Origin of the sequence: Micromonospora echinaurantiaca (genome assembly GCF_900090235.1) — a bacterium.
GTDB classification, from domain to species: domain Bacteria; phylum Actinomycetota; class Actinomycetes; order Mycobacteriales; family Micromonosporaceae; genus Micromonospora; species Micromonospora echinaurantiaca.
Genome location: NZ_LT607750.1, coordinates 5,257,678 through 5,271,387, shown reverse-complemented (window position 1 = coordinate 5,271,387; position 13,710 = coordinate 5,257,678). Strand labels below are relative to the sequence as shown.

Sequence of the window (13,710 nt, the reverse complement as noted above, 5' to 3'; positions counted from 1 at the left end):
GGCTCCGGTGGCTCCCGTTGCCCAGGATCCGGAGCCCGCGCGGAAGCTGACCCTGTTCACCGGCGACCAGGTCACGGTCCGCGGCAAGGAGGTGAGCGTCGCCCCCCGTGCGGGCGTCCACTTCGTACGCCTCCAGCGGGACAAGGCCGACTACGTCATCCCGTCCGACGCCATCCCACTGCTGAAGGCCGACCGGCTGGACGAGCGACCGTTCAACGTCACCGCCCTGCTCGAGTTCGACTTCGACAAGCTCACGCACCTGCCGCTGGTTGTCTCCGACGCGACCGCCGTGCGTGGCCTGTCCACCGGGCCGGAACTGGAAGCGGTCGACGGCTTCGCCACCAAGGTGCCGACCACCGAGCTGGCGAAGACCTGGCAGACGACGCGGACGTCGCTGTCCGGCGGCAAGATCTGGCTCGACGGCATCCGCAAGGCCAAGCTCGACACCAGCGTGCCGATGATCGGCGCACCGACCGGCTGGGCGGCCGGGTTCGACGGCACCGGCGTGAAGGTCGCGGTGCTCGACAGCGGTATCGACGACAGTCACCCCGACCTCGCCGGCAAGGTGGTGGGACGGCACAACTTCGTCCCCGAGCGCGAGACCGGCGTGGACCTCAACGGGCACGGCACCCACGTGTCGTCGACGCTCGCCGGCAGCGGCGCCGCTTCGGGCGGCAAGTACAAGGGCGTGGCTCCGGGCGCGACCCTGCTGGACGGCAAGGTGTGCTGGAACGTGGAAGGCCAGGGCAGCTGCTCCGACTCGGCCATCCTGGCCGGCATGCAGTGGGCGGCCGAATCCGGCGCCGACATCGTCAACATGAGCCTCGGCACCGCCGACGCGATCGGCGTCGACCCGCTGGAGGCGGCCGTCAACGACCTGACCGCCGAGTACGGCACCCTGTTCGTCGTCGCTGCGGGCAACTACAACGGCTGGCAGTTCCGGGTCGGCTCGCCGTCGACGGCCGACGCGGCGCTGTCGGTGGCGAACTTCGACAAGGCCGGCGAGCTGAACTGGTCGTCGCTGCGCGGCCCCCGGATCGGCGACTTCGGCGTCAAGCCGGACATCGCGGGGCCCGGCACCGAGATCACGGCTGCCCGGTCGCCGAGTGCCCTCAGTCACCTGCCGACGGCTCAGTACTTCGCCGCCACCGGCACCTCGATGGCGGCACCGCACGTGGCCGGCGCCGCCGCCCTGCTGGCGCAGGCTCACCCCGACTGGAAGGCCAGCCAGGTCAAGGAGGCGCTGATGGCGACGGCGTCACCGAATCCGGCGTACGACGTCTTCGGGCAGGGCGCCGGCTTCGTCGACGTGGCCAAGGCGTTGGGGCAGCCGATCACCGTCACGCCGGCTTCGCTGAGCCTCGGCGTGCTCGAGTGGCCGCACACCGAGGACCCGACCGTCCGGACCATGACCTACCACAACCGCGGTGACCAGCCGGTGACGCTCGACCTGGCCCTGGACGGCAACGCGCCGGCCGGGCTGTTGACGCTGAGCGCGAGCAGCCTGACCGTTCCGGCTCACGGTGACGCGACCGTCGAGGTCACCGTGGCCGAGCGGGCCAGTGCCTCGTACGGCCTCTACAGCGGGCGCCTGGTGGCCACCGGCGGTGACGCCAAGGTGCAGACGCCGTTCAGCGTCTACCACGAGGAGCCGGCGGCGGGCGTGACGATCTCCGCCATCGGGAAGGACGGCGACGCACCCGGCACCGTGCTGATCGAGATGGTCAATCCCGATCCCGAGAACTACACCAGCTACACCTTCTACTCGGCGAGCCAGACGGTGCGGGTGCCGCTGAACAGCTCCTGGAACGTCTCGGCGTACATCGAGAACGCCGACGGCACGGTCGCGTTGCTGACCAACAACAAGGTCGTCGCCGACGGAAACCAGGAGGTGGTGCTCGACGGGCGCAGGGCGCGGCCGCTCGACATCACCGTCCCGGACCGCCAAGCCCGTCCGTACGACGCCTCGGTGCTGGTGCAGCGCACGGCCGATCCGATCCTGACGTACGCCGCCGTCTCCGGTGAGCTGGACACGATCCTCACCGCGGATGTCGGTCCGACGGATCTGCCGGGCGTGACCACCCAGGTGCACGCGGTCTTCCAGGGCCCCGCCGAGAAGAGCAGGGCACCGGACGTCTACCAGCTGGGCTGGCGGGTGCGGGGCTCCTTCATCACCGGCCTGGTCCAGCACGTCTCGCGGCGCGAGTTGGCCACGGTCCGAGCCGAGTACGCGCAGAACGCGACCGGCGTGGTGGCCTGGCGCAGCAACAGCACCCCCGACCCGGACGTGTCCTCCGGGTACATGCTGACCAGCCAGCTGCCGCCGGTGGCGACGCCCGGCCGGCGAACCGAGTTCTACAACGGCGACGTGTCGTGGCGCTCGCACATTCTGGAGAAGACCGCGGCGGACGACCTGTGGATCCTCGACCTGGCACAGACTCAGGACGCCGGTTACCGGGCCGGCCGCGACTACACCGAGCGCTGGAACGGCGCGGCGCTCAACACCACCCTGATCCCGGTGTATCCCGGCTCGCCGGTCGCGGTACGGCAGGGCAACACCGTGCGGGCCACCTTCAACGGCTACACGGACGGGGCCGGCCACGTGGGCCTGCCGTACTCGATGACCAACCACCACGTCACCCTGCACAAGGGCGACACGCTGGTGGGCGAGTACGACTACCTGTACGGCAACTGGGAGGTGGCCGCCGAGCCGACCACCTACCGGATGCGGTACGCGTTCGACCTGCCGGAGCCGTACCGGCTGGCCCGCCGCATGGACACGGAGTGGACCTTCACCAGCTCCGCCGACCAGGCGGGGGCGCTGCCGCTGACCTCGATCGGGTTCCGGCCGGCGTTGGCGCTGGACAACACCGCCCAGGCCGGCAGCAGGCTGAACATCCCCCTGACGTTCGCCCAAGAGGAGACCGCGGGGCGGGTGACGTCGGCGAGGGTGTCGGTGTCGTACGACGACGGCCGCACCTGGGTGGCGGTTCCGACCACGGAGAAGCGGGGGCAGTACACCGCTGCGGTCTCCCACCCGAAGGCGACGTCGGGCTTCGTGTCGCTGCGCGCCACCGCTGAGGACAGCAAGGGGAACATGGTCACCACCACCGTCTACCGGGCCTACCAGCTCAGGTAACGGTGCGGGCGTGCGGGGCCGGGCGGCGACCGCCCGGCCCCGCTGCTCAGGACACCCGACGGCCGGCTGTCGAGTCGAGTTCGGCGAGCCGGCCGAGGGCCTGGTCCACCAGGTCCACCGGCCCGACCCGCCGGGCGATCCGCACGACGCGTCGCAGTTGCCCCCGGGCCTCCTCCGCCCGACCCAACCGCATGAGGGCGGTGCCCAGCCCGAGCCGGCAGCGCGCCTCGCTCTGCCGCACCCCCGAACGCTGCAGCACCGGCAGCGCCACCCGGAAGCTGGCGGCGGCCGGTGCCCACCGCCGCAGGGCCAGCAGGCTCTGGCCGACATTCAGGTGGAGGTGCCCGGCGGTCACCCCGCTGACCGTCGGGGACGGTGCCCGGCGTGGATCCGCCAGGATCAGCTCCAGCCGCCGGTACTGCTCGAGGGCGTCCCGATGCCGGCCCGCCTGGGCGAGGCTGCCGGCCAGCAGCGACAGTGCCTGCGCGTAGCCGTCCCAGTCCGCCGCGGCGTCGAACAGCGGCAGCGACTGCCGGGCCGCCGCCTGCGCCTCGTTGGCATCGCCGCGGCGCCGGGCCGCGAATCCCAGGTAGAGCCAGGCCCACCCCTGCTGGCTGAGGTCACCCGCCAGGCCGGCGAGCCGCAGCGCTTCCCGCGCCGGCGCCTCGGCCAGGTCGGGACGCAGGGCGCAGGTGGTGTACGCCCAGGAGACGTAGTTCAGGTGGACCGCCTGGTCGCGGGGGTCGCCGAGCACCTCAGCCGAGGCCGCCGACAGCTGGAACACCTCCAGCCAGTGCTCCCAGTGCGTCCACCGGTCGGAGAACCAGTGCATGGCGTCCGCGACCGCCATCACCTCGGCGTGCCGGCCCGCGGCGGAGGCGGCCCGCAGCGCGCCGAGCCAGTTCAGGCTCTCCTGCTCGATCCAGCGGCTGGCCTCCTCGGCCGAGGCTGGTCCGCTCCGCCTCTCGGCCGCGTGCTCCGGCTCGAACCACCGTCCGGCGGCGACCGCGGTGGCGAGCAACCAGGTGACCACCCGGTCCGCGGCGTGCCGCCGCTCCGCCGTGGTCTCCTCCGCGGCCAACCGGGCCCGGGCGAACAACCTGATGAGGTCGTGGAAGCGGTAACGACCGTCAGTGGCCGGCTGAAGCAGGCCGAGCTCGGCCAACTCCTCCAGGGCCACCTCGGTTTCCCGGACACTCAGGCCGGCCGCCTGGGCGGCCAGGTCCAGCCCGGCGTCCGGGCCGGGCAGCAGCGACAGCCGGCGGAACGTACGGGCGGCGGCGGCGGACAGTTGCCGGTAGGAGAGCATGAACGGCGCCGCGATCTGAAGGTCTCCGGCAACCAGCAGATCGAGCCGGTCGTCCTGGCCGGCCAGCCGGCGCACCAGGTACTCGATACTCCAGTCCGGGCGGCTGAGCAGTCGGTTGCCGGCGATCCGCAGCGCCAGCGGCAGGTTTCCGCAGGCGTGGGCGAGGCCGGACAGCGTGGTGTCCGGCTCGGCGGCGGATCGTTCCGGTCCGATGATCCGTTGCAGCAGCGCGACGGCCTCGCCTCTGGGCAGCGCCGCGAGGGCGAGCCGGTCGACCGCTTCCAGGCCGGCCAGGCCGCGCCGGCTGGTGACGATCGTCATCGTGCTCCCGGTGCCCGGCAGGAGCGGGCGCACCTGCGTCTCGTCGGCGGCGTTGTCGAGCAGCAGCAGGCAGCGCCGCTCGCGCAGCACGGCCCGGTACTGGGCACTTCGGGCGTCCTCGTCGCCGGGCACCCGGGTCTCCTCCACGCCGAGCGCGGTCAGCAGGCGCAGCAGCAGGTCGCCTGGACGTGGCGGATCATCATCCAGGCCGCGCAGGTCGAGAAAGTGCACGCCGTCCGGAAAGGACCTGGCGTACCGGGCCGCGGCCTGCAGCATGAGCGCGGTCTTGCCCAGGCCGGCCGGCCCGGACACCACTGCGACCACCGGAGGGCGCTGCTGGTCGGGCGGTTCGGCGCTGAGCGTGACGAGGTCGCCCAACCAGCGCAGCTCGCGATCCCGGCCGGTGAAGTCGGCGACGATCCGCGGCGGCGCCAACGCCGGCGCCGGCCACGTGGCCTGGCGGCCGGCGCGCGCGCTCTCCCGCAGTGCGGTGGCCGCACCGTCCGGCAGGCCCAGCGCCTGTACCAACGCCTCGACGGTGCGCCGCTGCGGTACCCGGCTCCGCCCGCGTTCCATGTCGCTGATCGCCCGGACGCTCACCCGCGAGGCCGCGGACAACTCCTCGATCGTCAATCCAACCTCGCCGCGGTGCCGCCGCAGCAGCAGGCCGAATCGGTTCGGCTCGGTCATCGGACGGTCAGGCCGGACAGGCGGTGCCGCCGGACGCGACGGCTGGGTGCCGGCGGGTCAGCGGCCACGGGTGAGCCGATCGGAGCAGGTCGCGGTGCGCCTCGGCAGAGCCGAGCGCGAGCGGGAGCGCTTCCACGCCGCCGGCGCAAGCGATGCCGGAGGCTCCGTCTGCATGCCGGTGATCGTACCCGGCCGGTGCTGCGGGGACGTTCCGCCGACGCCGTCGACCCGCCCTGACGCCGGAGCGTGGGCGGGTCGGCCGGGAAATGTGAAATCGCGGCGCAGAACCTCCCAATGGTTCGGTTTGCTCAGCCGATCGGGTGATTCGCCCGATGTGGCGTGTCCACGCCGGACGCCGCCGGAGTTAACACCTGTGACACCCCGGTTGGTTGTCTGCGCGGCGAAGGAGTCGGCGTGGCGAGGACTGATTCGACGGGTTCCACCTGGCGGTACCGGTGGGCGCACCGGCAGAACGAGCGGCGGCTGCGGTCGCATCGCGGTGCCGAGGCCGCCTGGCGGCGACGCGACGACGAACTGCGGCGACTGCGTACCCTCGCCGAGGAGTTCCAGGGGTCGGCCGCAGCCGGCGCCGGGCTGCCGCTGGAGCTCGGCCCCGGCGAGGTGGTCCTCTGGGCGCTGCCCGCCGCGCAACTGGTCGAGGTCCGGCACACCAGCGTGCTCCCGGCCCCCGACCTGACGGTCGCCGTCGACGCCGCGCCGCTGCGGCCCCGCCGCCCCGACGGGGTGCGGATCGCCGACGCGGGCATGGCGGTGATCACCAACCGGCGGCTGGTGCTGCTCGGCGGACGCGGCAGGCGCGACTGGGCGTACGGCCGGATGACCGGCCTGGCCCACGACCCGGCGGCCCCGGTGACGCTGATGCAGGTGCTGGACCGCCGGCGCACCTCCGGGCTGATGCTGCCCGTCGACGCCGCCGCGGACTTCCGGTTCAAGCTGACCCTGGCCTTCGCCGACGCCATCGAGCAGCGCGACGCCGTCATCGCCCAACTCGACGAGCTGATCGCCGAGCACGCGCAGCTCAAGCCGATCCGGCCGGGCATCGCCACGCCGGGGCAGGCCCGGCGCAGCGCGATGCTGCCCGGCGGCCGGCGTACCGTGGCGGTCGCGGCGGCCATCGCCGTGCTGGTGCCCGCCGCGCTCATCGAGTCGGACCCGTCGGACCCGACCCGCCGCGAGGTGGCGGCCGCGGCCACCCCCGCGCCGACCGCCGTGCCGCGGCTCGGCCCGTCGGTGCCGCCGATCGCCGTGGCCAGACCCACGCCGACGGCGAAGCCGAAGCCGAAACGCAGCAGCACGCCACCCACGCCGGCGCCGTCGAAGACGACGTCCGGGGAGCGGCTCTGCGGCGCGCCGGCCAACCCGATGGGGTACGACTTCTGCGGCGGCTACCGGATCCGCAAGCCGGACGCCGAGATCTGCGACTGGTTCGACTGCACACCGCAGTTCTGGGCCGGGCGGGGCTACCTGGTGCAGTGCCGGGACGGCGCGGTCAGCCTGACCGGCGGGCAGCGCGACGCCTGCGCGGAGCACCGGGGGGTGCGCCGTACCGTCTGGACCTGAGCGGCCGCCGGCCCGCGTTCTCCCCTCGGGCGGGATGGCGCGGAGGCATCAGGATGACTCTCCGGTGTCACGCTCGGCCGGGTGATGCTCGGTCAGCCGGTGCAGGGGCAGCAGGCCGACGAGGATCAGCGCGGCGCCCAACGGCAGCAGGTCGAGGTTCACCGCGATCGGCAGGAAGCCGAGCAGCACCAGCGCCGGGCTCCAGGCCGGCAGCAGCCGGGGCCGGGTGGTGGCCGCCTGCACCAGCAGGGTGAGGATGCCGACCTGGAACAGCAGCGGCCCGAGCGCCATCGCGGGGTCCGGCAGCGGCGCGGCGTCGGAGAGTCGGGGGAACAGGTCGCCGAGGATCACCCAGAGGAATCCGGCGGCGCCGGCCAGCCCCAGCGTGGTCGCGACCATGGTGAGTGCCCGCTGCCGGGGCGCGGCGGCGCGCAGCAGCCGCCGCAGCCCGACCAGGAGTACGGCGAAGAGCACGAACGCCACCAGGAAGAAGGTGTGCCCGAGGTTCCACGCCCAGCCCGGCCCCCGGTGGCCGTCCAGCCCGTCGACCAGCCGCAGCAGGCCGTAGAGGAGCAGGAGCGCCGGCGCGCCGAGGGCGGCGGTCGGGACGAGGTTCGCGGAGGTCCGGGGGTGGACGGTCGTCATGTCCCCAGCCTCGCCGGGCCACCGTCCAGCGGCATCGGGGTCTTCCCGTACCGGCCCCGGACCCGGGTTCCGCAGGGGATGGCCCGGCCCCGGTAATTCGCTCCGAATCGGCCCTGATGTCCGGAATGATGGGCGGATGGAGATCCGCTCCGACGACGGCGCCCGGGTGAGGATCCGCCCGGTCGGCTACCAGCCGGGCGTCGAGCCGCCGGTCCACCCCGCCGAGGGCTGGGACGACTGGCTGCTCGTGGAGACGGACGCCCGTACCGCTGACGGGCAGGCGTGGTCGCACCTGGAGCCCTGCCTGACCGTGGCCGAGGCGGCGGCGCTGACCGGCTGGCTGCGGTGGCGGGCCGAGTCCGCGCTGACTCCGGGGGCGCCGCCGGCGGTGGTGCGGTTCACCGAGCCGAACCTGACCTTCCGGAGCCGGGTCATCCGGCGCCGGCGGGTGGAACTGGTGGTCGAGTTCTCCTACGAGTCGCTGCCCCCGTGGATGCCGCGACGCCCGCTCAGCGCGGTGTATCCGCTGGCGCTGACGGTCTCGGCCGACGCGCTGGCCACGGCCGCCGAGCAGTGGGCGGGGGAGGTCGAGGCGTACCCCCGGCGGGTCGTGTCGTAGCCCCCGGCGACCCACTCGACGGCCGCCGGGCCAATTCTCTCCTTTCCGGAACAACGCGGATATATCGATCGTCATGCGTGTCCTGTCGACGGGACGAGCGGTTGTACCAGACGTGACGGCGACATCACCGGCCACCATCAGAGATTCGGCGCCGGCGGAATCCCGCTGGCGCACCACCTGGTCGGAGCGCGAGAACGACCGGCGGCGGCGCGCGTACGACGCCGAGACCGCGGCCTGGCTCCGGCGGCACGACCAACTGGTGCGGCTCCAGATCGAGGCCGCCAGCTTCCTCGGCTGCACCCAGCCCCGTACCGGCCTGCCGGTGGACCTCGCCGACGACGAGGTCGTCTACCGGGTGCTGCCCACCGCCGAACTGGTCGAGGCCGAGGCCCGGCACGTCACCGGCCTGCCCACCCCCGGCCTGGCCGGTGCCGCGACCGGCCCCGACCGCACCGACCGGGCCCTGCCGCGAGGCGTGCGGTCGGTCGACACCGGCATGGCGGTGGTGACCAACCACCGGGTCGCGTTCGGCGGGCGGGAGCAGCGGCGCGAGTGGACGTACCCGGACCTGGTGGGGCCCGCGCACCACCCCCACGCCCCGCTCACCCTGCTGCACCGCACCGACGGCGGGCGGCTCGCCGGGCTGCTGGTGCCGGACACCGCGGCGGTGAACTTCCGCTTCTACCTCACCCTCGCCTTCGCCACCGCCACCGGGTGCCGGGCGGCCGTCGCCGCGCAGGTCGACGACCTGCTCGACGCGCACCGGCAGGCGCGGCCGGTGCCGCCGCCGCTGGTCGTGCCGGCCCACGCCCCGCTGGTCGCGCGGCGCCCCGACCGCCGGGTGGCCACCGTCACCGCCCTCGCCACGCTGGCGTTCGGCACGCTGACCGCCGGTGCCGTCGACGCCGGGCCGACCGGTCCGACGTACCGGGCGCAGGTGGGCAGCTCCCCCGCCGTGGACGCCGCGCCGCGACCGCTCGAGCTCACCGCCCCGCCCATCCCCGGCGAGCCGGCGGGCGGCGGGACGGCCGCGTCGGTGACCGGCGAGCCGGCACCCCGGGCCACCGGCGGCGCCGGGCGGCACCGGTCGACCCGGCCCACGCCCCCGGCGAGCCGGCGAATCCCCGTACCGCCGGCGATTGCGGCGCCCACCCCGGCGCCGCCGACGATCGCGCCGCCGCCCACCACCGCGCCCGCCCCGACCACCGCCCCGCCGGCGGCCCCGAGCGCGCCGCCGACCACCGCCCCACCGTCGGCAGACCCCGGCAACCTGCTCACGCTCTGCCTGGACCCGCTCGAACTGCCCCTGCTGGACCCGCTGCTCTGCCCGACGCCCAGCCCCTGACCCGCCGGTCAGCCGCCGAAGTCGGGCACGGTGATGGTGCCGTCCGGGCCGAGCGGGAAGCCCGGATTCCAGGCGATCTCCCAGACGTGACCGTCCGGGTCGGCGAAACACCCGGCGTACCCGCCGTAGAAGGTCTCCCGGGCCGGGCGGGTCACCTCGGCGCCGGCGGCCGCCGCCGCGGCGAGCAGGTCGTCCACCTCGTCGCGGGAGCGGACGTTCTGCGCCAGCGTCATCCCGCCGAACCCGTCGCCGGGGTCGTCGACGCCCGCGTCGTCGGCCAGCTTCGCCCGGCCCCACAGCACCAGCGCCAGCCCGCCGGCCTGGAAGAAGACCGTCTCCTCGACCTCCTGGCCGCGCCAGCCGAGCCGCTCGTAGAAGGTCCGCGCCCGGGCCACGTCGGCGACCCCGAGGGTGACCAGGCTGATCCGCTGCTCCATGCCGCCAACCTAGCGCCGGATCATTCCGGCGGGTGGCAGTCCGGCCTCGACGTCGTTGCCGTCCGGCTCGCCGCTCGCAGGCTGGGCCGGGCAGGATGTCACCTCGACCGGCCCCGTTCCGTCGAAGGGGCATGAGAGGCATCATTCGCGTCATCGCCGCCCTGCTCGGTCTGTCCGCGGTCGTGACCGGGGTGTGGGCGCTGGTCGCACCGGGCTCGTTCAGCGCGGCGGTCAACTTCCCGGAGCACCGGCACTTCGTCCACGACGTCGGCGCCTTCCAACTCGGCATCGGTGCCACCCTGCTGCTGGCGCTGATCTGGGCGGACGGGCTGGCGGTCGCGCTCGCCGGCTACCTGGTCGGGGCGGTCGCGCACACCGCCTCGCACATCATGGACCGGGACCTCGGCGGAGCCACCGGGCAGACCGCGCTGATCGCCGTCTTCGCGCTGGTGGCCGCCGGGGCCCTGATGTTGCGGTGGCGTGAACTCGGTTCGGTGCTCGGCCGGGTCGAGCCGGACGCGGCACCGCCGTGGGCCGGGTTCACCCGGCAGAAGACTGTCGCGCTGACCAGCTACCGTCGCGACGGCACCCCGGTCGCTACCCCGGTGAGCATCGCCGTCGCCGGCGAGCGGGCCTACGTGCGCAGCTTCGAACGAGCCTGGAAGACCCGGCGGATCGGGGCCAACCCGGCCGTCACCGTGGCCGCGTCGACGGGGCGCGGCCGGCCGACCGGCCCGGCGCTGCCGGCCACCGCCCGGCGGCTCACCGGCGCGGAGTACGCCGCGGCCGCCCGCGCGCTGCGCCGCAAGTACCCGCTGCTGCACGGGATGCTCGTACCGCTGGCGCACCGGCTCGGCCGGCGGCGCACCGGCCGTACCGTCCACTTCGAACTGCGCGCCGATTGACCCGTCCCCCGTGGCTCCCGCCGGGGACGAGCCGTGACTAGGGTGGGGCGATGCCCCGCTTCGCTGTCGGTCTACCGAACGTCGGGCCCTTCGCCGACGCCGCGACTCTGGTCGAGCTGGCCGTCGCGGCCGAGGAACGGGGTTGGGACGGCGTCTTCCTTTGGGACCACCTGCTCTACCACGATCCGGATTGGCCGGTGGTGAACCCGGTCGTGGTGACGGCCGCGATCGCCGCCCGTACGGCCCGGATCCGGCTCGGGGTGCTGGTGACCGCGCTGCCCCGGCGGCGGGTGCAGATCGTGGCGCGGGAGACCGCCACCCTGGACACCCTCTCCGGCGGTCGGCTCGTCTTCGGCGCGGGCATCGGGTCGATGGACCGCGAGTACGCGGCCTTCGGCGAGGATCCCGACCTGCAGGGGCGCGGCCGGCGCCTGGACGAGTCGCTGGAGCAGCTCGCCGCGCTCTGGTCGGGCCAGGAGGTGCCCCTGCCGTCGGGCGAGCGGGTGCGGATGCTGCCGACCCCGGTGCAGCGCCCCCGCATCCCCGTCTGGTGCGCCGGCCGCTGGCCCAACCGTCCCGGCTTCCGCCGCTCCGCCCGGTGGGACGGGTTCATGGCGACCTTCCGCGACGCCGGCCGGGAGATCCCCGTGCCGGTCGAGGACTTCGCCGACGCGGTCCGGTTCGTCGCCGCCGAGCGGGGCTCGCTGGACGGCTTCGACGTCGTCCTCGAGGGCTGGACGACGCCGCAGAACGCCGAACGGATCGTCGCGCCGTACGTCGACGCCGGGTTGACCTGGTGGGTCGAGGCGATGGGCTGGTGGCGCGGCGGCGTCGACGCCGCCCGGGACCGCATCCTGGCCGGTCCGCCCCGCTGACCCCGGCCCCACCGGCCGGGTAGCGGCTCAGTGCTGGCTGGCAATCCGGTCGGCGAGCCGGCCCAGCGCCGACCCGGCGGCCAGCACTGCGGCCCGGTCAGATTCGTCCAGTTCGGACAGCGCGGCGGCGAGCAGCTCGCGCCGGTGCAGCCCGTACGCGGCGATCCGCTCCCGGGCCGCGTCGGTCAACTCCAGCCGGACGCTGCGCCGGTCGGCCGGGTCCCGTTCCCGGTGCAGCAGGCCGGCCCCGGTCAGCTCGCCGACCAGCGTGCTGACCGTGTTCGGCGCGGTGCCCAGCCGCTCGGCGGCCTCCCGGACGCTGACCCCCGGCTGCCGCTGCACCAGCCGGAGCACCTCCACCTGGGCGTCCGGCAGAGCGACCCGGCCGGCCCGCTGGACGGCTCGCCGGCGCAGCGCCCGGTGCAGCTCGCCGACGGCCCCGCCGAGGCGATCGACCATCTCGTCGGTCACAGTCCGCCCTCTCCACGCCGCGATACCTCTGTAGTCAGAGCTATCGTAGCTGGGCCGAGCCGCCCCCGAGAGGACAACCATGTCGCACACCACCGCGCCGCCCGTACGCCCGGGCGAGCGCGTCGCCGCGCCGACCGGCCGGGCCGCCGCCGTGCTGCTGGTGCTGCTCGGCACGCTCACCGCGTTCGGCCCGCTCTCCCTGGACACCTACCTGCCGGCGTTCCCCGAGATGACCCGCGACCTGGCCGCCGACCAGGCGCGGATCCAGCTCTCGCTGACCACCTGCCTGGTCGGCATGGCCCTCGGCCAACTGGTCACCGGCCCGCTCAGCGACCGCTGGGGGCGCCGCCGCCCGGTGCTCGCCGGCGTCGGCGCGTACGCCCTGCTGTCGCTGGCCTGCGCGGCCGCGCCGACCGCGGACCTGCTGGCCGCGGCGCGATTCGCGCAGGGGTTCGCCGGTGGGATGGGCGTGGTCGTGGCCCGCGCCGTCGTCCGCGACCTCTACGCCGGCCGGGACGCCGCGAAGTACTTCTCCCGGCTCACCCTGATCTTCGGCATCGCCCCGATGGCCGCCCCGGCCTTCGGCAGCCTGGTGCTGCGCTTCGGCGACTGGCGTACCGTCTTCGTCGCGCTCGCGGTGATCGGCGCGCTGCTCGCCGCCGCCGTCGCGTGGCGGCTGCCCGAGACGCTGCCCGCCGCGCGGCGCAGCACCGGCGGCCTCGCCGCCACGGCCGCCGCCGGCCGCGCGCTCTTCACCGACCGGATCTTCCTCGGGTACGCGCTGACCCAGGGCCTCGCCTTCGCCGGGCTGTTCGCCTACATCTCCGGGTCGTCCTTCGTCTTCCAGGACGTCTTCGGCGTCTCCGCCGCCGGGTTCAGCGTGCTCTTCGGCGTCAACGCGCTCGCCCTGGTCGCGGTCGGCCAGCTCAACGCCCGGCTGCTCGACCGCTTCGAACTCCGCCCGCTGCTGATGCGCGCGCTGGGCGTGAGCGTGCTGGCCGCCGCCGCGGTGCTCGCCGGTGCGCTGCTGGACAGCCTGCCGCTGGTGGCGGTGGCGCTGTTCGCCTTCGTCGGGTCGCTCGGCATGGTCACGCCGAACGGCACCGCGCTGGCCCTGGACCGGCACGCCGCGCACGCCGGCACGGCCGCCGCGCTGCTCGGCGCGATCCAGTCGGTGGTCGGGGCGCTGGCGGCGCCGCTGGTCGGGCTGGGCGGCGAGGGCAGCGCGCTGCCGATGGCCGTGGTGATCGCCGGGGCGGCGGTCGCCTCCCTCACCACCGTCCGCACCCTGGCCCGCCCGCGTTTCCCACGCTGACGACCGTCATGTAGGAGGACTATCGGACGGGGGCGGCCGCAAGGGCTGATAAGTGTTA

At 74.5% G+C, this 13,710-nt stretch carries 11 protein-coding genes; 7 read left to right on the top strand and 4 right to left on the bottom strand.

The window, feature by feature from the left end:
* The first annotated feature begins 7 nt into the window (after positions 1-7).
* A complete protein-coding gene (locus GA0070609_RS23660; protein WP_157748285.1) occupies positions 8-3,139 on the top strand; it encodes a S8 family serine peptidase in 3,132 nt (1,043 codons plus the stop codon).
* Positions 3,140-3,185: 46 nt separating this feature from the next.
* Here the strand turns inward: GA0070609_RS23660 and GA0070609_RS23655 are convergent, their stop codons facing one another.
* A complete protein-coding gene (locus GA0070609_RS23655) occupies positions 3,186-5,459 on the bottom strand; it encodes a helix-turn-helix domain-containing protein (protein WP_088995813.1) in 2,274 nt (757 codons plus the stop codon).
* A 414-nt stretch (positions 5,460-5,873) separates the two neighbouring features.
* On the opposite strand from GA0070609_RS23655, the gene GA0070609_RS23650 reads away from it, so the two are divergent.
* Complete coding sequence (locus tag GA0070609_RS23650; RefSeq protein ID WP_088995812.1) at positions 5,874-7,040, top strand: hypothetical protein; 1,167 nt, start codon at positions 5,874-5,876, stop codon at positions 7,038-7,040.
* Positions 7,041-7,088: 48 nt separating this feature from the next.
* On the opposite strand, the gene GA0070609_RS23645 is transcribed toward GA0070609_RS23650, so the two are convergent.
* Positions 7,089-7,685 carry a hypothetical protein gene (locus GA0070609_RS23645; protein ID WP_088995811.1) on the bottom strand — a complete coding sequence of 199 codons (597 nt, stop codon included), beginning with the start codon at positions 7,683-7,685 and terminating at the stop codon, positions 7,089-7,091.
* A 136-nt stretch (positions 7,686-7,821) separates the two neighbouring features.
* Here GA0070609_RS23645 and GA0070609_RS23640 point away from each other — a divergent pair, with 136 nt between their 5' ends.
* A complete protein-coding gene (locus GA0070609_RS23640) occupies positions 7,822-8,304 on the top strand; it encodes a WapI family immunity protein (protein ID WP_088995810.1) in 483 nt (160 codons plus the stop codon).
* Positions 8,305-8,416: 112 nt separating this feature from the next.
* Positions 8,417-9,649 (top strand): hypothetical protein, encoded by a 1,233-nt coding sequence (locus tag GA0070609_RS23635; protein WP_088995809.1) that lies wholly within the window; start codon positions 8,417-8,419, stop codon positions 9,647-9,649.
* 8 nt (positions 9,650-9,657) lie between these two features.
* On the opposite strand, the gene GA0070609_RS23630 is transcribed toward GA0070609_RS23635, so the two are convergent.
* Entirely contained in the window at positions 9,658-10,086 is a 429-nt protein-coding gene (locus GA0070609_RS23630; RefSeq protein ID WP_088995808.1) for a VOC family protein, read from the bottom strand.
* 131 nt (positions 10,087-10,217) lie between these two features.
* Here GA0070609_RS23630 and GA0070609_RS23625 point away from each other — a divergent pair, with 131 nt between their 5' ends.
* Both GA0070609_RS23625 and GA0070609_RS23620 read left to right on the top strand, forming a co-directional pair.
* A complete protein-coding gene (locus GA0070609_RS23625; RefSeq protein ID WP_197700181.1) occupies positions 10,218-10,991 on the top strand; it encodes a PPOX class F420-dependent oxidoreductase in 774 nt (257 codons plus the stop codon).
* 50 nt (positions 10,992-11,041) lie between these two features.
* Positions 11,042-11,866, top strand: a complete 825-nt coding sequence (locus tag GA0070609_RS23620) for an LLM class flavin-dependent oxidoreductase (RefSeq protein ID WP_088995806.1) — start codon at positions 11,042-11,044, stop codon at positions 11,864-11,866.
* 27 nt (positions 11,867-11,893) lie between these two features.
* Here GA0070609_RS23620 and GA0070609_RS23615 read toward each other — a convergent pair whose 3' ends face one another.
* Positions 11,894-12,325 (bottom strand): MarR family winged helix-turn-helix transcriptional regulator, encoded by a 432-nt coding sequence (locus GA0070609_RS23615; protein WP_088997928.1) that lies wholly within the window; start codon positions 12,323-12,325, stop codon positions 11,894-11,896.
* 91 nt (positions 12,326-12,416) lie between these two features.
* Between GA0070609_RS23615 and GA0070609_RS23610 the strand changes: the two genes are divergently transcribed.
* A complete protein-coding gene (locus tag GA0070609_RS23610) occupies positions 12,417-13,652 on the top strand; it encodes a multidrug effflux MFS transporter (protein WP_088995805.1) in 1,236 nt (411 codons plus the stop codon).
* Positions 13,653-13,710: the final 58 nt, after the last annotated feature.